We start from the raw sequence: 22,067 nt of genomic DNA on the forward strand, positions 1-22,067 counted from the left end.
CGGACGACACAACACTAACGAACAATAATAAAAAATGAATTATACAGACAGAATTTTTCCAACCAACAAAGGACTGACAACTTACCTTGACGAGTTGATAGCAAAAAATTATCAAATTCCGACTTTTCAGCGAGACGTTGTTTGGGAACAGGAAAATGTAAAAAAACTTTGGGACAGTATTTACAAGTTTTATCCTTTGGGAAGTATTCTGATATGGAAAACTGATTTGAAACTTCAAAACCACAGACAAATTGGTGGACACCAAATAACTGATACAAATTTTAGCAGAACCGAATATCAATACATACTTGATGGACAACAACGAACAACATCTTTGCTGACTTCATTATATGGTGGAACTATTGAAAACAGACCGAATTTCAACCCATTACTTTATGTGGATTTGACTATTCCGCCAGACAACTAAATTGATGATGAAAGTTATCGCAATCGTTTTCTTTTTTGGAATGACATTGACGATAGAAATGGAGAAATTCGACCAAACATCGGTAAGAAAAAAAGATTTGATGATGGGTTAATTGTGAAGCTCATTGACATTAAAAATAATTTTACGACTGTTCAAACAAGTGTGTTCAATAGCGAACTTGTAAATAAGGACTTCAATCATTCCATACTTGCAGAACTTTCAAAAATCAAAGGAGTGCTTGACAACTACAGAATTTCCTTTATTGAAGTAAAAGGAATACAAGTTTCGGAAGTATGTCAAATATTTGAAAGGATTAACCAAGCAGGCAAACCGCTTAACATCTTTGACATAGTTGTTGCAAAAACATTTAAGCCTTCGGTTCAACAAACAACAACTACACAAGCCGATAGCGGATTTTATCTGCGTGACTTAATTGACGATTTCAGAGGGCACAACAACAGTGAGTTTTTGAAAATAAGCGACATTGATTATCTGCAAATTCTTGCGGTTTGAAGTGCCCCCCTAAAACTGTAAAGAAAAAAATCATATTTTTTGTTTATTTTTAAATTGCAGAGGAGATAGTCCTCCTAAAGCTGAATGAGGTCTGATTGAATTGTACCGATCAATAAATTGAAAAATACTTTTGGCTGTTTCAATTTTATCAGCATAACAGGAGATATTTATCTCTTGATACTTGATAGTTTTATTAAAAGATTCTGCGTGTGCATTTTCATATGCATTACCAAGACACATTGAAATTTGTATTTTGGAATTGTTCAGAAGTTCTATATATTCATGCGAACAATATCTTCTATCAGAATCAGTATGATGAATGTAACCTTCGAGACTTCCTCTGTTCATGAGAGCCGACTCAAATGCAGACCTGACAAGTTCACTATTAAGTTTATCAGAAACAGCTCGTCCGATGACCTCTCTGTTTTCCATATCCATTAGTGATGCCAGATAATGATTTTTCCCCTGAACATCAAAAAAAGTAACATCACCAACTATTACTCGTGCATGATTAATTGACTTGTCCTTAAGAAGATTTGGATATTTTTTCAGGTTATGTTTTGAATCCGTGGTCGCATGATGATAAGCCCTCTTCGGACTGCATTTTAAAAGGTTTTCATGCATGATCCTGTAAACTCGCTTATGATTGATTTTCATATCATTTCTCAGAAAATAAGTGACAGACCTGTAACCTGATTGAGGCATTAAATCCAGATATGCTTCAATCTTTTCTATTAGTTGCTTATCCTCCTGTTTTCTTTTAATCTTTGCATCCGATTGGTAATAAAAGGAAGAGATACTGATCTCCAAAGCTTTACAGCTTTTTACAATTCCAAATTCTGGTGCGAGATACTTCCTGATAATTTCTCTTTTTGCTTCCAGTCTTGCAGATATTTTTGGGCTTTTTTTAAAATGTGATTATCTAACGCAAGGTTGGCAAGTGCACCTTCCAATTCTGCGACTCGTTTCCTTAAAGCAAATTCGGTTTGATTATTTTGTTCAAACTTTCCTGTATCTATCTCATTTCTCCAATTTCGGATTGTTTGAGGATTTACCTTTTCCCTTTGAGCTATTTGCGAAACGGAACTCTGCCCGGACAAAATTTCCATTACTATTTGTTCCTTAAATTCTTTGCCATAGTTATTTCTTCTTATCATATTATCAAGTCTCCTTTATCCCCTTTTTTTGTATTCCAGTTTTAGGGGGCAAGACCAGTTTTAATAAATCAAAATGTTCCAAACAGTGGAGTTAGAAATATTACAGACCGCTATTTGAACGAAATAAAAACAGAACACATTTTAGCGGTTTGGGAAGAAACGAAAATTGCAATGCTAAAAACATTCGACTTTTTCGAGAACCATTTACATTTGAAAACTCCTTATTTAATACCGTTTCGCTATTTCTACTTTACAATTACAGCATATTTTTATAAAAACAGTTCGCCCAATTATGACTTTTTGAAAAAGTATTTTTGGTTTAATAGTTTCCACAATGACGACTTGTTAAGTAATACAACGCAGTTGGCTCAACACATTGAATTTTTGAACAACGAAAAAACAAAACAGCCTTATCAATTTGACAGGTTCTTAATTGACAAACAAAAACTTCGTTCAGCGACTTACAGTTCAAAAGGAAGAATGAGTAGAGCTGTTTTATCACTTTATGCAAGTGCTCAACCAAAAGACTGGGAACATTGCGACAGAGACGTTTTAGTTCAAAACTTTTTCTTTACAACAGACAAACCTAATTTGCATCACATATTCCCGACAAATTCGGAATACGTTTTAAACAACCAACATAAAAACAAAATTACAAGCGACAGTTTAATGAACATCGCTTACTTGACACAAATAACAAACCTTGACATAACCAATAGAAATCCGCTTGAGTATATGAAAGACTATGATAAGCCTGAATATATTGCAATTATGCCGACACATTTACTTTCAATAAACATTTTAGAATGGGCAAGAGCGGACGAAATGCCTGACAATGCAATTGACATCTTTAGTGAGAGCAGAGTAAATACAATTTTGACAGACTTAAAAACAAAATTAAATGGACTGACATTTGACGAAATGGACACAATGGAAGTCAAAGAAACAACAGTAGTGACAGAAGAATAACGGCTGGTAACAGCGGTTTTGCGTTATGGGGGCTGACGTACTTCGTAGAAACATTTGTGCAAGGTTCAACATTTGTGCTTCGTATGAACATTAGTGCTAAAAATCCCCCACAACGCAAAGCCGCAAAACGTTAGCGGCAATTGCGTTTTTAAACTTGACAAAATATATACCTTGATATATACTATATATAGAGAGGAAACTATCATGCAAAGTGCAAAATTATTTATCAACGGTAGAAGTCAAGCTGTTAGATTACCAAAAGAATTTCAATTCTCCGGAAAAGATGTTCTTATCCAAAAAGTTGGAGATGCCGTAATACTACTTCCTCATGATAAATCCTGGGAAGTATTTCTTCATGGCTTAAACAGTTTCACCGAAGATTTTATGGATGAAGGACGAGAACAGGGAAAAAATCAAGAAAGAGAAGATATGTAATGTATTTACTTGATACTAACATTTGCATCTACATAATTAAGAAAAAACCGATTGAAGTTTTGAAAAGATTAAAAACTAAATCGAAAAAAGATATTTATATTTCATCAATTACTGTTGCTGAATTAGAATATGGTGTAGCTAAAAGTATATATCCAGAAAAAAATAAAATTTCGTTAATTGAATTTTTATCGATCTTCAACATCTTAAATTTTGATGATACTGATGCTGTTGAGTTTGGAACAATTAAAGCAGATTTAACAAAAAAAGGTAAAATAATTGGACCAATGGATTTACTGATCTCAGCTCAAGCAAAATCAAAAAAATTAATTCTCGTTACAAACAATGTAAAAGAATTTGAAAGAGTAGAAGGATTAAAAATAGAAAACTGGGTGTGAAACAAAAACGCAACAGCCGATAACGTAGCTGTTGAATAATAGTAAAATTTACATCAATAAAGGCTGCCTTTAAAGATTTTTACAAATTTTTAGATTTCGATTTCACCTAACGCACTTTTTTAAATCTGATGATTGCTCTTTTACCCTATCATTAGTTCAAGGTCTCAAAGTAGATTAAATTTCCTTTAGTCACTATCTTTCAATGTTGTGAACCATGCACCACAAAAGCCACTGAATATTAACCTTTGCTTTTGTCCGCAAGCTGAAATAATTCAGCCCTTGTTAAACCGTATATTTCCGAATACCGGCTCGATTATACTCATCCGCTCTGAATAAATTTTCCTGCCCTCTTTTGAATCTATTTTTCACGCATCTTTCTGTTTCCGGAACATTTACCCCATCATAAATATTAAGTTCGCGTCTATCCTGATTTTCTGAAATACAATTCGATTTCAATGGACATGCAGAACAGGATGCTTTTTGTGCCGTAACGACGTCCGTAGCTGTGACCATTTGTAAATCCTCCCCAACGATTTAGTGACTCTCCATTCGGACAAATGTATTCGTCCTTTTCCGAAACATATGTAAAATCCTTTTCGATATATCTCTTGTATTCTCTGATTTTTTCTTCGCGATGTCTGTCACGGGTTTAAATTTGGGATCTCTTTTCTGGCATTCTGATCCGGAATATATGCGTCGATTTTTTCTCTGCAAGATATTCAAGATTCGACTCCTTGAAATAGCCGTTATCTGCAAGAATTTTTGTATCACTTATTTTCTGTTCATTTGATTGATTATTTTTTCTGCTCCTTCAATCATTGGCTTTAAGAGATCATATTCTGACCCTCGCCAGATGCTTCAGCCTCTACGATTATCTGATTTTCAGAATCAGCTACAGCTACTCCATTGTAACCCTGAATAACTCCGTGTGATGTTTTCATTTTAGATGAATCATTGTCCGTTATGTTACTTTGCTTTTCATGATTTCGCTTACCCATTTCTTTTCATTATTTGCAAAGAAAATCTGTGATCTTCTCCATTTTCTTGTCCAATTTATCAATCCGCTTGAAATTATTTTCATCTGGATCAGAGTTTTTGTGTTCTTCCATGATCTCATTGATTTTTCTTTTATTTTCCTTCTTTGTCTCAAGCTCTGAAATTGTTCCGCTCCATTCCTTTGATGCGTTAGACGAAATCTTACATCCGTCAATTGCAAGAGTTCCGGTTTGATTAGTCAAGCTCAAAACAAATCAGAACTACCTGCTCAAATATGTCTTTGACTTCTTTATCCATCGAGGAAACAAAATTTGCAATTGTAGAATGATCCGGTTTTTCATTTTCTGCCAGTGCCATAAACGTGAGATTTTTGTTACAGGCAATTTCAATTTCTCTGACGAAGTAATTCTTTGTAATAAGCAAATAAAATAATTTTTAGTAGAATCTTGGGTTGTATGCCTTTCTGCCGATCACGTCATTATGGTATTTCAAATTAATTTATTTAAATCGATTTTATCTTTTTTTCTGAAAAGAACTGAAAGTGTATGTTCAAAACTTCCTTCAATGATCTGATCTTTTTAGATTTACTGCAAAGGATTAGTCCCTGTGAAGGTTCTGTATTCTTGAATTTTCCCATTTTTTGATACCCTTTTTACTTATGAAATAGTATGTGTTAAATGGGCATTATTTTCGACAGCCAGAACACGGGCTATGCGCTTCGTCGCTATGCTCCTCGGCCTTCGGCACATTGGCCTTCGTCGCGCTACGGTCAACGTCGCATAGCCCGGAAACGTTGTTCTGAAATAATTGCGCCTTTGTTATTCGCCGACATCGTGTCGGCGCGGCAACGTGATTGGGATTAGTATATAGGAAATTACTCTCCATTAGGGCCTACGGGCCCCATGATCTCTCAGGTGTAAAGCTCGATTCACAGGGTGACAAAATGACAAGTTATGGGAAGTTACGGCCTTAAAGGGCTATATTTTTGCGGCAGCACGAGTATTTGTGAGCAAAGAAAATAGATACAATTCAATCGACAAGTCCCAGGTAACCCCCGAAAGCATAACCTTCCTGGCCGTTTTTGGTTTTCACTTTCAGCCATGGGGCAGAAATGCCGTCAATAAATTGATATTCATCTACTTCCAAGGAAGTTACAATTTCATTCTCAGATAAAGTAGCCAATACTTTTCCATCAGTATTATTTTGTGATCGTAGTTTCAAGGCTTTTACTTTTACTTTGTATTTGCGACTGGCATGAAATTGCTGTCGAAAAGGCTTGAAATCGGGGTGATTGCCCATTAGATAATAGTACTTGGGCAATAGATAAAAGAGATGATCGGTTGCTTTATAAAAGGCGCCATTGGTTGGAACTTGTGGTGGGGTATCTTCAGTATCCGTAACAACCACCCGGTCATTGGCCTGAAAGTGTATAGTACCCTTTTCAATTTTAGTGCATTCCCCAAAACAATGAGAATAAGCAAATTTATCGGCTCCCGTCTTATCCATACTCAAAAGAAAAGAATTGCTAAAACCAAAACCTGACGAGCTATGGTGTATGATCCAGTACTGGCCTCGTGCAATAATGCACATATACTTTGGGTTTACCCCTCCGAAAAAACCTTCCATCTGAATTAGCTTGAAATCCTCCATTTGAATGACCGGGTACTCCACATACTCTTCTTCAATAGATACAAGCCGAACATCTGATTCTTCCTTAAAATAACACCCGGTCAGACGGTAATAATCTTCATTTGACAAAGTTACTTTTTTTTTCTTCGTCTGAAAATTTTTAGTATACCCCACCGCCAAAGATTTATATTCAACCGTCCAGACTAAACGACCGTCTCTATATAAACCATACCAGGGAGCACTATTTTTATCGACAATATTCTCTAAATCTTCCACTTCTGTAATATAAAAATAATCCGGTATGTGTTTTAATGTCACGTTAGCAGAACGATAATTTGGCTCTTCATAAAAAGTGGCATTCTTTTTTTGATAATTTTGTTCAATCATGATATTTGAAATTCTAACTTTGAATTGTGGATAAGCCCAAATTTTTAAAGTTTGCAAAACAAACAGAAAACCTACACCCAAAAAAATTTTAAACTGATTTATTTTCATTATTAACTCTCACTGCTTCCCGGAATTAATTTTTAATTTCCTGGAATACTCTTCAATTTCATCTTTATGTGCAATCCAGTTAAAATCTAAAATTCGTTTTGGTTCATTTTGGTACTTTAATTCATAATGCAAATGGGAACCGGTACTAAAACCCGAACTATCAATATACCCTATTAAATCGCCTTGGCGAATTTCCTGACCGTTCTTTACAGGAATGGTATAGGCAGAAATATTGACACTGTTTAATTTCAGTCCCCATCTTTCACAATGCTCATACACCTGTTTTATCACAGCACCATCCGGGGTCAGTTTAGAATGCAGAAGATGCGTATATTTAACGGTAATATTCTTAGAATACCGAACTATAATCGTATTTGCACAATCTGAAAGACCAGAATTTTGATATTTTTCAAAATTATCGCCTGCCACAACAATATTTTGGCATTTCTCTAATGCAGTATTGCCTTCCTTGACTTGTACTTTTCCATCAAACTGTGCATAAATTGGGGTACCACATGGTGCAGCAATGTCCAAAGCAATATGTGGAGTTTTAGGATTATTCTTATATCTGTTATCTGTTGTAATCGTTACTCCCGGACCCAGTATATTCAAAGGCATACTGACCCCAGACTGCATTACACAACCTTCTGCCAAAGGTTTACCCAGGTCATCTCGGCAGCCATTATGATCTTTTAACTTTTTCGGTTGGCCAATATAGAGCATGGGGCCCCCCATAGACCCCGAAGTTTGTAGTAAAAAACGAACCGCATGAAAACCATCTCCCTTGGGGTAAGTTAGTATATAAGAACTTACTCCCCATTGGAGCCGACGGAACTCATCATCTCTCGGGTATAAAGCCTGTTTTTGGAGGTGACAGAATGACGGGTTATGGGAAGTTACGGCCTTAAAGGGCTATATTTAGGAATTACTGATGCCACTTTAAAGAAATGGAAAGATACTTTTTTAGCAGAAGAAAATAGTCCTCAAAAAGCAACACTGGAAGATGAGAACCTTCGCCTTAGAGAAGAAATTGCAGAGTTAAGAGAAGAAAGGGATATTTTAAAAAAGTCCGTGGCCATCTTCTTGAAACCAAGGAAATGAAGTTTAAATGGATTCAAAATCATACGGATTCCTTTTCTATTAAGAAGATGGCTGAACTCTTAGAAGTTTCTACGAGCGGATATTATGAATTTGTAGATAGAGCACCATCCAATCGGACTATTGAGAATATCTATATTCTTGAAAGGATAAAAACTTCCTTTACGAACAGCTTAAACCTTTATGGTAGTCCCAGAATTGCTGAAGATTTAAGGGATGAGGGTTTAAATGTCGGAAAGAACAGAATAGCAAAAATCATGAAAAACAATTATATAAGTCCAAATAAGCCTAAAACGTTTAGAATTTGCACAACTGATTCAAATCACAAATTCCCAATTTTCCCTAATATATTAAATCAAGCTTTCCATGTGGGTGAAATTGGAATGAATTATGTATCCGATATAACCTATATTGAAACCATAGGAGGATTCAGCTATTTGACAACAGTCTTAGACTTGGGGAATAGAGAAGTTATAGGCTGGCATTTATCAAAAGAGATGAAAAGTGAAGATATAAAAGTCGCAATTGATAAAGCTTTTTTCAGAAGGCCAATAAAGAAAGGAGGATTATTTCACACGGACCGGGGGTCTCAATATGCATCAGATTTAATAAAGGAAACAGTCAAGATGAATGGAGCTTTACAAAGTATGAGCCGTAAAGGAAATTGTTATGACAATTCTGTCCAAGAATCATTTTTTGGAACATTAAAAAAGGAATGTATTTATAGACTACCTGGAAAGGTAAGTTTTTTAGAATTAGAAAACATTCTGTTTGACTATATAGATTGTTTTTATAATACTAGGAGAAAGGCATTCTTCACTAGGATATAACAGTCCTATAAAGTTTGCAAAATTAATTGCTTAACGAGTGTCCGATTTATCGGGGGAAGTTCAAAACAATGAAACACACATATCACATACACGGAATGACCTGTAACGGTTGCCGTAAGCACGTAGAAGAAACACTTTCAAAAGTACAAGGCGTTTCAAAAGTTGCTGTTGATTTAGAAAAAGCAGAAGCGACTATTGAAATGGAAAAACATATTCACTTGGAAACATTTCAGGAAGCCTTAAAAAATGATGGTGGAAGATATAGTATCCATAATTTAGGAGAACATCATCACCATTCAGAACCCAAACAGCACGACAAACCAAAAGGAAAAGGAACGGGCGTATTTTATTGCCCGATGCGTTGCGAAGGCGATAAAACATACGACAAAGCTGGTGATTGCCCAGTCTGCGGAATGGATTTGGTGGAGGAACAAAATCTATCAACTTCCAATACAGAACAGTGGACGTGTCCAATGCACCCTGAAATTGTACAAGACGAACCTGGCTCCTGCCCCATTTGTGGAATGGATTTAGTACCCATGCAAGCCGACCTTTCTTCGGAAGAAAAGACCTATAAAAAATTATCAAAGAAGTTTTGGATTGCAACCGCATTTACATTGCCCATTTTCTTCATCGCAATGAGCGAAATGATTCCAAACAATCCTTTATATGAGCTGATGGGACAAAAACAATGGAACTGGGTGCAGTTTTTTCTATCCATTCCTGTCGTGTTTTATGCCACTTGGATGTTTTTTGAACGAGCTTATCGAAGCATCAAAACCTGGAATCTTAATATGTTTACCCTTATCGGAATTGGTGCAGGTGTAGCTTGGTTGTTCAGTGTGGTGGGTATGCTTTTTCCGGATTTTTTTCCCGAACAATTTAAATCACATCACGGAGCAGTCCACGTTTATTTTGAAGCAGCAACCGTTATTTTAACCTTGGTTTTGTTGGGGCAACTTTTAGAAGCTCGTGCACATAGTAGAACCAATTCGGCAGTAAAAGAATTGTTGAAATTAGCACCCAATAAAGCCACAAAAATGGTTAATGGCGAAGAAGTGGAAGTCAGCATCGACAAAATAGAATTAAACGATATTCTTAAAGTAAAACCCGGTGAAAAAATCCCTGTTGATGGAGTGATCACCGAAGGTGATACAACCATTGACGAATCTATGATTACGGGAGAACCGATTCCTGTAAATAAAACTATGGGTGATAAAGTTAGCAGCGGAACAATCAATGGCAACCAAACCTTTTTGATGAAAGCCGAAAAAGTGGGTAGCGATACCTTGCTTTCTCAAATTATTAAAATGGTAAATGATGCCAGTAGAAGCCGTGCCCCTATTCAAAATTTAGCCGATAGAGTGTCGGGATATTTTGTACCGATTGTAGTTCTCATTGCGGTAAGCACCTTCATTGTTTGGGCAGTTTGGGGGCCGGAACCTGCTTATGTTTATGCTTTGGTCAATGCAATAGCGGTTTTAATTATTGCTTGTCCGTGTGCTTTAGGCTTGGCAACCCCAATGTCTGTAATGGTTGGCGTAGGCAAAGGTGCCCAAAATGGCGTGTTGATTAAAAATGCCGAAGCACTTGAAAAATTCCACAAAATAGACACCTTAATCGTTGATAAAACAGGAACGATTACGGAAGGAAAACCAACCGTAGAAAGTATCGGTTCTTTCAATAATGGTTTTAGAGAAAGCGAAGTACTTCAATACATTGTTTCATTGAACACAAATAGCGAACATCCTTTAGCCGAAGCAACCGTTAAATACGGAAAAGAAAACAATGCTGAAATAATCAAATCGGAAAATTTTAATGCTGTTACAGGAAAAGGTGTTGAAGCTACTATCAATGGTAAGAACGTTGCTTTGGGAAATCCAAAAATGATGGAATATGCTAAAGCTGAAATCAGTTCTAAAATGGAAGATGAAGCGAAAGCATTTCAAAAACAAGGAAAGACCGTTTCTTATCTGGCAATAGACAATTCGGTGGTTGGTTATGTGGTTATTGGTGACAAAATAAAAGCAACAAGTGCCAAAGCCATTAAAGAATTACAAGAAAAAGGCATAGCAGTTATCATGCTGACAGGCGATAATCACGACACCGCACAAGCAGTAGCTTCAGAGCTAAAACTTACAGATTTTAAAGCAAGTATGTTGCCCGAAGATAAACTGAAAGAAGTGGAGAAACTACAAGAAAAAGGGAACGTGGTGGCAATGGCAGGAGACGGAATTAATGATGCACCGGCATTAGCAAAAAGTGATGTTGGTATAGCAATGGGAACAGGCACAGATGTAGCCATTGAAAGTGCTATGATAACTTTGGTAAAAGGCGATTTACACGGAATTGTGAAAGCCAGAAATTTAAGTGATGCTGTAATGAAAAACATTAAGCAGAACCTGTTTTTCGCCCTTGTCTATAACATATTAGGAATCCCAATTGCAGCAGGTGTATTATTTCCGTTTTTCGGAATATTGCTCTCTCCAATGATAGCAGCACTTGCAATGAGTTTTAGTTCAGTTTCCGTAATTGCAAATGCACTTAGACTTCGAAGTGTGAAAATATAAAAACAAGGAGAAGGTGAATTTAAAAACGAGTTTAATCAACGAATAGACATGGAGAAATTAATTAAAATAGTTGCCGATAGTCAAAAACAGTTCATCAACCTTTTACGCATAGCAATTTTTATTGTGATGGCTTGGATTGGTGGATTGAAAGCGTTTCAGTATGAAGCAGACGGGATCGTTCCTTTTGTTGCCAATAGTCCGCTAATGAGTTTCTTTTATGATAAAGAAGCTCCTGAATACAAAGAATATAAAAACCCCGAGGGCAAAACAGTTCAGAAGAACATTGACTGGCATAAGAAAAACAATACTTACATTTTTTCCTATGGTTTAGGAACCGTAATTGTGATGATCGGAATTTTTACTTTATTGGGAATTTGGTCTGCCAAAATCGGTTTTATTGGAGGTATGTTAACTTTTGGAATGTCTTTGGTGACCTTATCATTTTTGATAACCACCCCCGAAGTATATGTTCCCAATTTGGGGGGCGATTTTCCCACACCTCAATTTGGCTTTCCTTATTTGTCGGGTGCAGGGCGACTTGTAATCAAAGATATAATTATGTTAGGAGCAGGATTAATCTGTGCTTCTGATAGTGCAAAACAATTATTGAACAAAAGATAAAAATATGAAAACCTTAAAATGGATATACAAAACCTTTTTCAGAAAAAACTGTTGCCGATAGCTTTAAGTATATAAGAACTTACTCCCCATTGGAGCCGACGGAACTCATCATCTCTCGGGTGTAAAGCCTGTTTTTGGAGGTGACAGAATGACGGGTTATGGGAAGTTACGGCCTTAAAGGGCTATATTTTTCGCCGAAAACGCGATTTTTCAGGCTTTTTTCTGAATGGCGTGTAACATCCCCGTCGCAGTCTTAATGCGTAAAAAATGGCTGTCAGAAACAATTAATGGGGTTTATGGCCTTTCAGGCGGTGCTCTGGTCGATTTTAGGAAAAAATAACCGTCGGCAAGGAAGTATTTGCTGCGAAGGCGCTTCTCGAAGCGAAGCGCGTCTCGCGCAAAAATTGTAAATGTTCGCATGTTTTTCTGACACAGGGGGCATGCCGTTGGGTTCGGTTTGTCAAAGGAAGACTTTATACCCTCTGCCCACAGGCAGAGTTTTTCAGCCTGTTTGACAGCGGCAGTTTTTGCCGGCCGCACATAGATGCCGTAGTAGCGTATAGATTTTTCATGTCTATCAGGCAAGAAAAAGAGCATGCGAGCCATGAACTCCTGAATCGGCATCACCAACGAGCTGAATGTTTTCTCCCGGCTTTGCGCGTCTACGTGGCTCTTGAATCTAAACCTCAGTGTGCTTTTTTCGTGATCGACGTTTTCAATCTGGCTGTTGTGAAAAAGACCGAAGGCGATATATTGTGCGGTCTTGAAAATCACGTCGCTCGTTTCTCCGGCGATCCTCTGAAAATACACGTGAAATCCCTTCGCGTACTTTTTCAAGAAAAAATCATATTCCTCTTTCGACAGCATCTTTCGCCGTCGCAAAAAGCGGCAAACTGCTCTTTGCCAATCGTAACGTATCGTCTGGTAGGGCATAAAACTCACTTCTCTAATCTCTCCGGTCTTGGGGTTTACGAGATCGCGCGTGGCGATGGCATGAACGTGCGGGTTAAAGTTCAAGCTGTTGCCGGCCAGATGAACTGTGCTCAAGATTCCCGGTTTAAAAGATTCGTCGACGTCTGCGGTAGCGCGTTGCCGTTTCGTGTAAACTCTTGCGGCGAGAAGATTCAAAAACCGCGGGTTGATTCTTCGCGCAAAAAGTAAATCCGCCAGCTGACCGGGCATGGTAAAGACCACGTGAAAGTGCATTAACGCCGGATTCAGCACCTTTGATAAATGAATCGACCAACCGAATACGCGTTTATGGTAACAGGACAGGCAAAGGCGGCTTTTGCATGAAAAAGGTACCGCCAAGACCACTTTACATGATTCACATTCATGCCATTGAAAGCCTCTCCCAAATTGGCCACAGGTTAAGAGTTTCTTCGCTTCGCTGATTTTCCATTCGTCGATTTTGCCGAATTTAGCTTCATAGTGCTCTGGGTACGCATTCAGAAAATCAGACCAATGCGTCTGCCATATCGCCTTGTAGTGACTATACCGGGTCAGTGCAGGCCTGTACGGTCGTTGACCCGATTTCGACGCGATGTAAATAAATTGCTCCGGAGAGCATATACCACCCTCTATATATTAAATACCAGAAAACGGATGATTTTTCTCACAATCATTTCAAAAAGACATTTGTCACTAAAACACGCTATTTTCGTCGTTATGAGGGCTAAATCTTAGTCGCCCGGCCCTCCTAACCGGGCTCACAGGCGCAATTACTTCAGACAACAAAATTTACCCGCTGCGCTCCCTGCGGTGCCGTAGCTCCTCGGGTGCTCGGCCGCTCCGCCACGAAGATCGCGGACAAAGCACAAGCGGGACGCTTGTTTTGTGCTTTGCCGCGAGTGGCTCCGGGCACATTTCGCCTTGCGGCGAAACGTCGGGTAAATCCAACGTTATGCCCAATGCTATGACGACCGTGCAAACTGACAACAGACAACAACAAAACAGTAATTTATAGACTGACAAAAACATAAAAAGACACCTTTGTAAAATGACAGAAACAACAGAAAAAGATTCGATTTTTAAGACCAATATAGACAGAGGTTTAAAAGCCAAAATCATTCAATTCAATGAGGACGAAAGTAGAATTACATATATCTGCTCTCGAAACTATGCGACTTCCTTTAAAAACCCAGAGGAAACAGTCCGTGCATCATACTTTGTAGAACTTGTGTTGGACTATCAATATCCAAAAGAACGCATTGACATTGAGGTAAAAGTAGAAAGAAGAACTCCTGACGACAGGGCAGACATTGTAATCTATGAGGACGAAGAATGTAAAGTTCCCTATTTAGTTGTTGAGGCAAAACGTGACGGAATAACAGATTCTGAGTTTACCCAAGCAATTGAACAAGCATTTGGAAACGCCAACAGTAAAAGAGCAAAATTTGCAATTGTTGTTGCTGGTAATACAAGGACAGCTTTTAATGTTGCAGGTTTCAAACAAAGCGAGAGAGAAAAAAATGTAATTGCTGACATTCCTGTAAAGTATGGTAAAGCCCCAAAATATAAATTTATAAAAGGCGACAAGACCAACGACCTTAAAATTGTTTTCAGAGAAGATTTAATTGGTGCTTTAAAGAAATCACATAGCACAGTTTGGCAAGGTGGTAAACTTGCCCCGACTGCCGCATTTGACGAAGTTGCAAAACTTCTATTCTGTAAACTAAAAGACGAAAAGGGAACTAAGAAAAAAGAAGAATATAAGTTTCAAATTGGTTCACACGAAACTTATGAAGAAGTTTTTGACAGAATACAGGAAATCTATTCCCAAGCTAAAAAAGACGACCCACAAGTTTTCAAAGACCGAATTAATCTTTCGGCTGACATAGTTTATAATGTAGTTGAACACTTACAACAACTTTCTTTAGGCAAAACCGACCTTGACACAAAAGGAGTAGCCTTTGAAATATTTATGAAGGACTTTTTCATTGGTAAAATGGGACAATTCTTCACACCAAGACCAGTTGTTCAATTTTGTGTCAAAATGGTTGAGCCAAAACAAGAACATAAAGTCATTGACCCATCCTGTGGTAGTGGTGGTTTCCTTTTGTATGCAATGGACGAAGTTCGTGCATTTGCAGAAGCAAACTATGACGAATTTGAAGCATTTACTCACTGGCACAACTTTGCTGAAAAACGACTTTTCGGAATTGAAATTAACGACCAAATTGCAAGGGTCTGCAAAATGAATATGATTATTCACGATGACGGGCATACAAACGTTATCGGACACGATGCACTGGCAAAATTTACAGAGTTTCAAAAACTAAATGCAGACTTCAAAGAGGAATCATACGACATAATACTTTCAAACCCACCTTTCGGGGCAACAATCAAAAAGAAAGAAAGTGCTTACCTAAAAGACTTTGATTTGGGAATGAATGGAGATTCAGAGCGTCCAACACAAAAAAGCGAAATACTTTTTATAGAACGTTGTATAGAGTTTGCTAAACCAGGAACAGGAAGAATTGCAATTGTTGTTCCCGAAGGTGTAATGACAAATACATCGCTTCAATATGTTAGAGATTACATTTTAGAACATTGTGAACTTCAAGCATCAATTTCACTTCCTGAATCTGCATTTAGTCATTTTGGTGCAGGTATAAAATCTTCATTGCTGTTTTTACGCAAAAAGGGAAAGAAAGAAAAACTTGCTGACTATACTGTTTTTATGGGAGTTGCAAAACAAGTAGGAATTGACAGCACAGGTAGAGAGGAAGAAAACGACTTGTATTCTGACAAACCAACTTGTATTTTTAATCAATGGAAACTGTATTCCAAAGACAAGGCAAAATATAAAAGAACAGAGAACTGTTACTCTATAAAACTTTCCGACATTCTGAAAGAAGGCCCTTTAAACGCAACACGTTACGTTTGGAAACCAACTTTCAAAAACAAGACTGATAAAATTACCGCCATTGCAGACGCGGTGTTCTGGCTGTCGAAAAATAGTACCCATTTAACACATACTATTTCATAAGTAAAAAAGGGGTATCAAAAAATGGGAAAATTCAAGAATACAGAACCTTCACAGGGACTAATCCTTGCAGTAAATCTAAAAGATCAGATCATTGAAGGAAGTTTTGAACATACACTTTCAGTTCTTTTCGAAAAAGATAAAATCGATTTAAGTAAATTAATTTTGAAATACCATAATGACGTGATCGGCAGAAAGGCATACAACCCCAAGATTCTACTAAAAATTATTTTATTTGCTTATTACAAAGGAATTACTTCGTCTAGAGAAATTGAAATTGCCTGTAACAAAAATCTCACGTTTATGGCACTGGCAGAAAATGAAAAACCGGATCATTCTACAATTGCAAATTTTGTTTCCTCGATGGATAAAGAAGTCAAAGACATATTTGAGCAGGTAGTTCTGATTTGTTTTGAGCTTGGACTAATCAAATCCGGAACTCTTGCAATTGACGGATGTAAGATTTCGTCTAACGCATCAAAGGAATGGAGCGGAACAATTTCAGAGCTTGAGAGCAAGAAAAGTAAAATAAAAGCAAAAATCAGGGAGATCATGGAAGAACACAAAAACTCTGATCCAGATGAAAATAATTTCAAGCGGATTGATAAATTGGACAAGAAAATGGAGAAGATCACAGATTTTCTTGCAAATAATGAAAAGAAAATGGGTAAGCGAAATCATGAAAAGCAAAGTAACATAACGGACAATGATTCATCTAAAATGAAAACATCACACGGAGTTATTCAGGGTTACAATGGAGTAGCTGTAGCTGATTCTGAAAATCAGATAATCGTAGAGGCTGAAGCATTCGGCGAGGGTCAGGAATATGATCTCTTAAAGCCAATGATTGAAGGAGCAGAAAAAATAATCAATCAAATGAACAGAAAAATAAGTGATACAAAAATTCTTGCAGATAACGGCTATTTCAAGGAGTCGAATCTTGAATATCTTGCAGAGAAAAAAATCGACGCATATATTCCGGATCAGAATGCCAGGAAAAGAGATCCCAAATTTAAAACCCGTGACAGACATCGCGAAGAAAAAAATCCGAGAGAATACAAGAGATATATCGAAAAGGATTTTACATATGTTTCGGAAAAGGACGAATACATTTGTCCGAATGGAGAGTCACTAAATCGTTGGGGAGGATTTACAAATGGTCACAGCTACGGACGTCGTTACGGCACAAAAAAAGCATCCTGTTCTGCATGTCCATTGAAATCGAATTGTATTTCAGAAAATCAGGATAGACGCGAACTTAATATTTATGATGGGGTAAATGTTCCGGAAACAGAAAAGATGCGTGAAAAAATAGATTCAAAAGAGGGCAGGAAAATTTATTCGAAGCGGATGAGTATAATCGAGCCGGTATTCGGAAATATACGGTTTAACAAGGGGCTGGATTATTTCAGCTTGCGGACAAAAGCAAAGGTCAATATTCAGTGGCTTTTGTGGTGCATGGTTCACAACATTGAAAAGATAGTGACTAAAGGGAAATTTAATCTACTTTGAGACCTTGAAACTAATGATAGGGTAAAAGAGCAATCATCAGATTTAAAAAAGTGCGTTAGGTGAAATCGAAATCTAAAAATTTGTAAAAATCTTTAAAGGCAGCCTTTATTGATGTAAATTTTACTATTATTCAACAGCTACGTTATGTGCCGTTGGCTCGCGATTACACAAAAAGTCAGCCGAAGCCACGGATGGCGGAGGCTGTTTTTCAACCTTCATTTTTCAATTTGAATTGAATATGATATGACATCAATTCAATATCTTTTACCATATCAAGAGAATATTTAATTTTATCATCAAAACTTTCAGCGATTATTAAGCCTTTTACTTTTTTATTTCTAGCTAAGTTTTTTTTGACCCAGCCCATATACCTTGTAACTTGTCCTATTGTATCATCACTGGTTTGTGATCTTTTTAATTCAATTACAAGATAATCACCGGAAGATTTATCTTTTACAAGTAAATCAATTTTCCCAATATCAGTTTTATATTGAAGGCTAACCGGTTCACCATTTTCAACAATAATCTCATATTTTTTTCCCAGATCCGTTGATTCCCAATTTGTAAAAAGAAAATTTTCCAGATACTTTTCGAGATAAAAGTTTTGTTTTTCAATATCGTTATCATCAGATACATCTACAGTTGCTTCATCGTCACTTTTTTTCCATATAGAATTTCGTATGCTATCAGAATAGATATATTCTGAAATAAATCGTGGAAATATGAAATTATCAACAGAATCATCTAATTTTAATTCGGTCATTATTGATTTAAAACCGTTTAATATGATTTCATTTGTCCTTATAATTTTTTCACCATATGAAAGTTGTTCATATTCTTTTAATTCATCAAATGAAAAATAGTTTATAATATCGATTCTATGCCGTAATGAAACTGAACAAATGAATAATTCGGGATTATTTAAGAATAATAAGGAATTTAAAATAATACCGCTTTCTCCGGTAAGACCATTTTTATTTTTTTCATTTAAGGCTGCAAGATCGTTCAATAATTTTAATATTTCATTGTAATCAGTTGAGGATAGAATATTATTCATTAAAGAACGAAGGTCACTCTTGGAAGTAATATCACCAAACATGCGATACCATGTTCCATATCTGATATATGTTTTTGCCACAACATCATCTTTTTTTGTTCTTCCTCGTGCATTAGAATCAATAAGAAATACAATTTCATCATAGTCTGATTTTGTACCAGAACCTTTGTTGATTTTACTTTTCCAAATCTCTTTAAATGTATTTGAATATTGTTTCCAAGTGGTTATTTTTGTTGAAAAATCAAATGACTCGTAATAAGATTTGAATAAGTCTATATTGAATTTAGATTTTTTCATAATACCTTCTTGTATTTATCAATATTATCTCTTTTCGCCGCCACGGACGGCGGCGTCAAAAAAAGTTAGCGAGACAATGGCACATAACGTTAAGAGTAGCCGACGTGACTTTTAAATTCGAAAGTGCGGTAGCACCTTTTGAATTTAAAAGTCATGTCTCCGAGCCACCGTATGACTAGCAAGTCCTGTGACTGAACGGATGGCGCGCAAACTTGCTCTTTTCTGCAAGTTTCGTGACAGTAGTGAAGGCACTGGACTTGCGTTAGCTTTCCAAATAAACCAATAAATTTCACTTAAACAACCAGCGGCTCGGAGCAAGAAGCCACATCTTCTCGTGGCTTCGCAGTGGCTACTCTTTGTTAGGCAGACGTTTTAGTTGCGTCTATTACGACAAAGCCAAAATAACGCCCTAAACTAAAACCAGTCCCGACACGATGTCGGGCTAAATACGATTTTTTATTTATGGGGCAATTCCTAATAGGACAAGCGGAACAGCAGGAACACCTCTACCTTCTCTGATTAAATTATAAAGCTCTCCTTCATAATAAGAAGGACCCGAAGACATTTCAGCTTGTAAACTTTTCATTGGTAGAATTTCTACTCCTACGTCAATTTTATCTCCTACATAGAAAGCCATATGTTTTACAAATAAATCAAAAGCAACAAAAGCATATTTACCAAATTGAACTTCAACAGCAATTCTCTCTTTGACAAAATCTGTTTGATTATAAGAAAAGATAGGCGTCAATCCAGCTTCGATAATTTCTTTCTTCTGTTCATCGGCTGGTAGATGAAGAGTTCTTCTAATAAGTCTTGCGTCACCTGTTACCCAATAGCTTGTTCTGTCTTCAAGCCAGTTTAGTTCAGTAAAACCTTCTTTCATTTTTTTATTCATATCAATAGGAGAGTATAGCATTTTACCTTTAATCCTCTCTTCCTTTGAAATTTTAGTTTTACATTCTTCTGCGTCCACAGATTTAATTACTTTTTCAATTTCTTTCCAAAGTTTTGGTTTATGTACTAAAATGTATTCCAATCCATTTAAATGCGAATATTGTTCAACTATTTTCACCTGTGACCACCATTCGGTAATGAAGGATCATATACTGGTTTACCCATAGGTCTTGTTTTTAATCTCCCATGTTTTAAATCATTAATTCTTTGTTTTGCAATTTTCACATACTCACTTTCTATATCACATCCATACCCTTCGCGATTATGTAAAAGAGCGGCTAATACAGATGATCCAACACCCATATATGGATCGAATACTTTATCTTCCTCATTGGTTAAGGACAATACCAACCTTTCAATTAGTTCAATAGGGAATTGACAAGGATGATTTGTTTTTTCAACATGATTAGATTTCACATTTGGTATTATCCATAAGTCTCCCGGATTTTTTCCTAACGGATTACCTGAAATTTGCCCCGCTTTAGGACCTTTAAAATATTTTTTATTCGGATATTTCGATGGTACGCGAATTGGGTCTAAATTAAAAGTATAATTGTCTGATTTCGTAAACCATAAAATAGTTTCGTAACGACCCGATAATCTATTACTACAGTGAAGTCCATGCTCAAAATGCCAAACAATTCTATTTCTTAATTTTAATCCCAAGTCTTTAAAAATTGGATAGAGGATAATGTCTAACGGATAAATCTCACCTTTGTTCACATTGTTTCCGACTTGCCAGCATATAGAGCCTTCGGGATGTAATTTATCATAACATTTCTGAATTAATTCTTTTTGTGACTCAACATAATTTTCTAATGGAGTTTTTTTCTCATATGATTTCCCAATATTGTAAGGAGGGGAGGTAACTATCAATTTTAGGCTTCCGTTTTCAAAGGAGTCAATAAATTTAATATTATCTTTTAACTCAACATTGTATACAAAGTCTAGTTTTTTTTCTGATCTTTGAATTTCGTTAGATTCTGAAAATCCCTCAAATAATCCTGTATTTTCTTTTTCATCAAAATCTTTAATTTTCATGTATCGATCCCTTACTATATAAAAATAGAAGCATTTGATCCCATTTTAAGTAGCTATATTAAGATTACAAGATTTTTTTAGAGACATAAAAAATGACTTTTTAGTCAAAAACCTTAACAAATTTAAAGTCTTTCCGAGAAACGATGTCGAGGAAACCTACAGCGGAAGGACTTGGCGTTATTTTATTAGACAATATTCGAGTTCGAAACTAAAATGTCGCCTAACGTTCAAGCGTGTGAGAAGTTTTGGGGCAGGCGCATTTTTTGCTTCTTCTCTGCAAAAAATGTGACTGGCACAAAATTTGGCGAAGCCCGAAACCAGCCCATCAGTTCGGGCTGGTTGAAGCTCACACGCTATGTTAGCGGGCGTTTTTTTAACTATTTATAATAATTTTTTTTAATAATTCTGTCTTTTCTTTATCTAAATTCCTAAAAGCAAGACCGATACCATTGTTATCTATTCTTACAACTCCAGTAGAGAAATTATAAGATTTCTTTTCAAAATATATTTCCACTTCAACTTCTTCTGTTAATTGAAAAGGGCAATTGGGAAAAAAGACAAAAATTCCACTTAAACTTGCATCTGCTGTTACGTAATCTATTCCTTTTATTTTTACTCGCAATTTCAAAGGGGTTCTCTTTTCACCTCGCCAACCTCTTGGATACATTTTTAAATAAGGAGCGGATATATCTTTTTTGCAGAAGTAGATAACTAATGACAACCAGACTATTGTCCTGAATAATATTCCTGAATTTTGAATACTAGGAAGAACAACTAACGAGTAAATATTCTGGAAAATTAGGATACTTGAATAAGCTAAAAATAAATACCATCCTCTTTTCTTTCCTAAGAATAGCATTATAGCAATCAGGATAGGAGCAAACAACATAATATTAGTAAATACCGAAAGCCTTGATGGTATTTTATAAAGGTCTTTAATAAATATATTGTTGCTCAAGCCCATATAAGAGATATTGACTAGAGGTAATACAAATAAAAACAAAGACAAAATCACTATACTGGTTGGTATCTTTATTCTTTTCCGTCTTTCACTTAAAAAATTAAATATTTTCATAGAATTTT

General features: G+C 36.3%; 20 protein-coding genes and 3 pseudogenes. 10 read left to right on the forward strand and 13 right to left on the reverse strand.

Annotated features, from left to right (window positions below; all coding sequences use genetic code 11):
- The first annotated feature begins 34 nt into the window (after positions 1-34).
- A pseudogene (locus tag HS129_05785) lies at positions 35-937 on the forward strand (DUF262 domain-containing protein).
- Positions 938-970: 33 nt separating this feature from the next.
- On the opposite strand, the gene HS129_05790 reads toward HS129_05785, so the two are convergent.
- Both HS129_05790 and HS129_05795 read right to left on the reverse strand, forming a co-directional pair.
- Positions 971-1,834, reverse strand: a complete 864-nt coding sequence (locus tag HS129_05790; GenBank protein MBE7411564.1) for an IS3 family transposase — start codon at positions 1,832-1,834, stop codon at positions 971-973.
- Positions 1,765-2,097 (reverse strand): transposase, encoded by a 333-nt coding sequence (locus HS129_05795; protein ID MBE7411565.1) that lies wholly within the window; start codon positions 2,095-2,097, stop codon positions 1,765-1,767. The genes HS129_05790 and HS129_05795 overlap by 70 nt, the downstream gene beginning before the upstream one ends.
- Before the next feature lie 57 nt (positions 2,098-2,154).
- On the opposite strand from HS129_05795, the pseudogene HS129_05800 reads away from it, so the two are divergent.
- From HS129_05800 to HS129_05810, 3 genes and pseudogenes are all read left to right on the forward strand, one after another.
- Positions 2,155-3,066 (forward strand): annotated as a pseudogene (locus HS129_05800) (hypothetical protein).
- A 204-nt stretch (positions 3,067-3,270) separates the two neighbouring features.
- Positions 3,271-3,501: an antitoxin gene (locus HS129_05805; protein ID MBE7411566.1), complete on the forward strand. Its 231-nt coding sequence runs from the start codon at positions 3,271-3,273 to the stop codon at positions 3,499-3,501.
- Positions 3,501-3,896 (forward strand): type II toxin-antitoxin system VapC family toxin, encoded by a 396-nt coding sequence (locus HS129_05810; protein MBE7411567.1) that lies wholly within the window; start codon positions 3,501-3,503, stop codon positions 3,894-3,896. Before HS129_05805 ends, HS129_05810 begins: the two co-directional genes overlap by 1 nt.
- 282 nt (positions 3,897-4,178) lie before the next feature.
- Here the strand turns inward: HS129_05810 and HS129_05815 are convergent, their stop codons facing one another.
- From HS129_05815 to HS129_05840, 6 genes are all read right to left on the reverse strand, one after another.
- Positions 4,179-4,409 carry a hypothetical protein gene (locus HS129_05815; protein ID MBE7411568.1) on the reverse strand — a complete coding sequence of 77 codons (231 nt, stop codon included), beginning with the start codon at positions 4,407-4,409 and terminating at the stop codon, positions 4,179-4,181.
- A gap of 311 nt (positions 4,410-4,720) precedes the next feature.
- Positions 4,721-4,894, reverse strand: a complete 174-nt coding sequence (locus tag HS129_05820; protein ID MBE7411569.1) for a hypothetical protein — start codon at positions 4,892-4,894, stop codon at positions 4,721-4,723.
- Positions 4,895-4,903: 9 nt separating this feature from the next.
- Positions 4,904-5,140: a hypothetical protein gene (locus HS129_05825; GenBank protein MBE7411570.1), complete on the reverse strand. Its 237-nt coding sequence runs from the start codon at positions 5,138-5,140 to the stop codon at positions 4,904-4,906.
- Positions 5,127-5,315, reverse strand: a complete 189-nt coding sequence (locus tag HS129_05830; protein MBE7411571.1) for a transposase — start codon at positions 5,313-5,315, stop codon at positions 5,127-5,129. The genes HS129_05825 and HS129_05830 overlap by 14 nt, the downstream gene beginning before the upstream one ends.
- A 606-nt stretch (positions 5,316-5,921) precedes the next feature.
- The gene (locus HS129_05835) at positions 5,922-7,016 is read right to left on the reverse strand and encodes an SH3 domain-containing protein (protein MBE7411572.1); all 1,095 of its coding nucleotides are present in this window, start codon (positions 7,014-7,016) and stop codon (positions 5,922-5,924) included.
- A 9-nt stretch (positions 7,017-7,025) separates the two neighbouring features.
- Positions 7,026-7,652 carry a M23 family metallopeptidase gene (locus tag HS129_05840; GenBank protein ID MBE7411573.1) on the reverse strand — a complete coding sequence of 209 codons (627 nt, stop codon included), beginning with the start codon at positions 7,650-7,652 and terminating at the stop codon, positions 7,026-7,028.
- Between the two features lie 252 nt (positions 7,653-7,904).
- Here HS129_05840 and HS129_05845 point away from each other — a divergent pair, with 252 nt between their 5' ends.
- From HS129_05845 to HS129_05860, 4 genes and pseudogenes are all read left to right on the forward strand, one after another.
- Entirely contained in the window at positions 7,905-8,117 is a 213-nt protein-coding gene (locus HS129_05845; GenBank protein MBE7411574.1) for a hypothetical protein, read from the forward strand.
- Positions 8,051-8,944 (forward strand): annotated as a pseudogene (locus HS129_05850) (IS3 family transposase). The gene HS129_05845 and the pseudogene HS129_05850 overlap by 67 nt, the downstream one beginning before the upstream one ends.
- 68 nt (positions 8,945-9,012) lie before the next feature.
- Positions 9,013-11,514 (forward strand): heavy metal translocating P-type ATPase, encoded by a 2,502-nt coding sequence (locus HS129_05855; GenBank protein ID MBE7411575.1) that lies wholly within the window; start codon positions 9,013-9,015, stop codon positions 11,512-11,514.
- A gap of 48 nt (positions 11,515-11,562) precedes the next feature.
- Positions 11,563-12,135, forward strand: a complete 573-nt coding sequence (locus HS129_05860; GenBank protein MBE7411576.1) for a YkgB family protein — start codon at positions 11,563-11,565, stop codon at positions 12,133-12,135.
- A 294-nt stretch (positions 12,136-12,429) separates the two neighbouring features.
- Here HS129_05860 and HS129_05865 read toward each other — a convergent pair whose 3' ends face one another.
- Entirely contained in the window at positions 12,430-13,587 is a 1,158-nt protein-coding gene (locus tag HS129_05865; GenBank protein ID MBE7411577.1) for a transposase, read from the reverse strand.
- 547 nt (positions 13,588-14,134) lie between these two features.
- Here HS129_05865 and HS129_05870 point away from each other — a divergent pair.
- Positions 14,135-16,126, forward strand: a complete 1,992-nt coding sequence (locus HS129_05870; GenBank protein MBE7411578.1) for an N-6 DNA methylase — start codon at positions 14,135-14,137, stop codon at positions 16,124-16,126.
- A gap of 21 nt (positions 16,127-16,147) precedes the next feature.
- Positions 16,148-17,635 carry an IS1182 family transposase gene (locus tag HS129_05875; GenBank protein MBE7411579.1) on the forward strand — a complete coding sequence of 496 codons (1,488 nt, stop codon included), beginning with the start codon at positions 16,148-16,150 and terminating at the stop codon, positions 17,633-17,635.
- Positions 17,636-17,843: 208 nt separating this feature from the next.
- Here HS129_05875 and HS129_05880 read toward each other — a convergent pair whose 3' ends face one another.
- The 4 genes from HS129_05880 to HS129_05895 all read right to left on the reverse strand — a co-directional run bounded on the left by HS129_05880 (position 17,844) and on the right by HS129_05895 (position 22,059).
- A complete protein-coding gene (locus tag HS129_05880; GenBank protein ID MBE7411580.1) occupies positions 17,844-18,989 on the reverse strand; it encodes a DUF1016 family protein in 1,146 nt (381 codons plus the stop codon).
- Between the two features lie 460 nt (positions 18,990-19,449).
- Positions 19,450-20,061: a restriction endonuclease gene (locus HS129_05885; GenBank protein ID MBE7411581.1), complete on the reverse strand. Its 612-nt coding sequence runs from the start codon at positions 20,059-20,061 to the stop codon at positions 19,450-19,452.
- Entirely contained in the window at positions 20,058-20,984 is a 927-nt protein-coding gene (locus HS129_05890) for a site-specific DNA-methyltransferase (GenBank protein ID MBE7411582.1), read from the reverse strand. The genes HS129_05885 and HS129_05890 overlap by 4 nt, the downstream gene beginning before the upstream one ends.
- Before the next feature lie 373 nt (positions 20,985-21,357).
- A complete protein-coding gene (locus HS129_05895) occupies positions 21,358-22,059 on the reverse strand; it encodes a PilZ domain-containing protein (protein MBE7411583.1) in 702 nt (233 codons plus the stop codon).
- Positions 22,060-22,067: the final 8 nt, after the last annotated feature.

The sequence above is a fragment of the Leptospiraceae bacterium genome (assembly GCA_015075105.1).
Lineage (GTDB): Bacteria > Spirochaetota > Leptospiria > Leptospirales > Leptospiraceae > JABWCC01.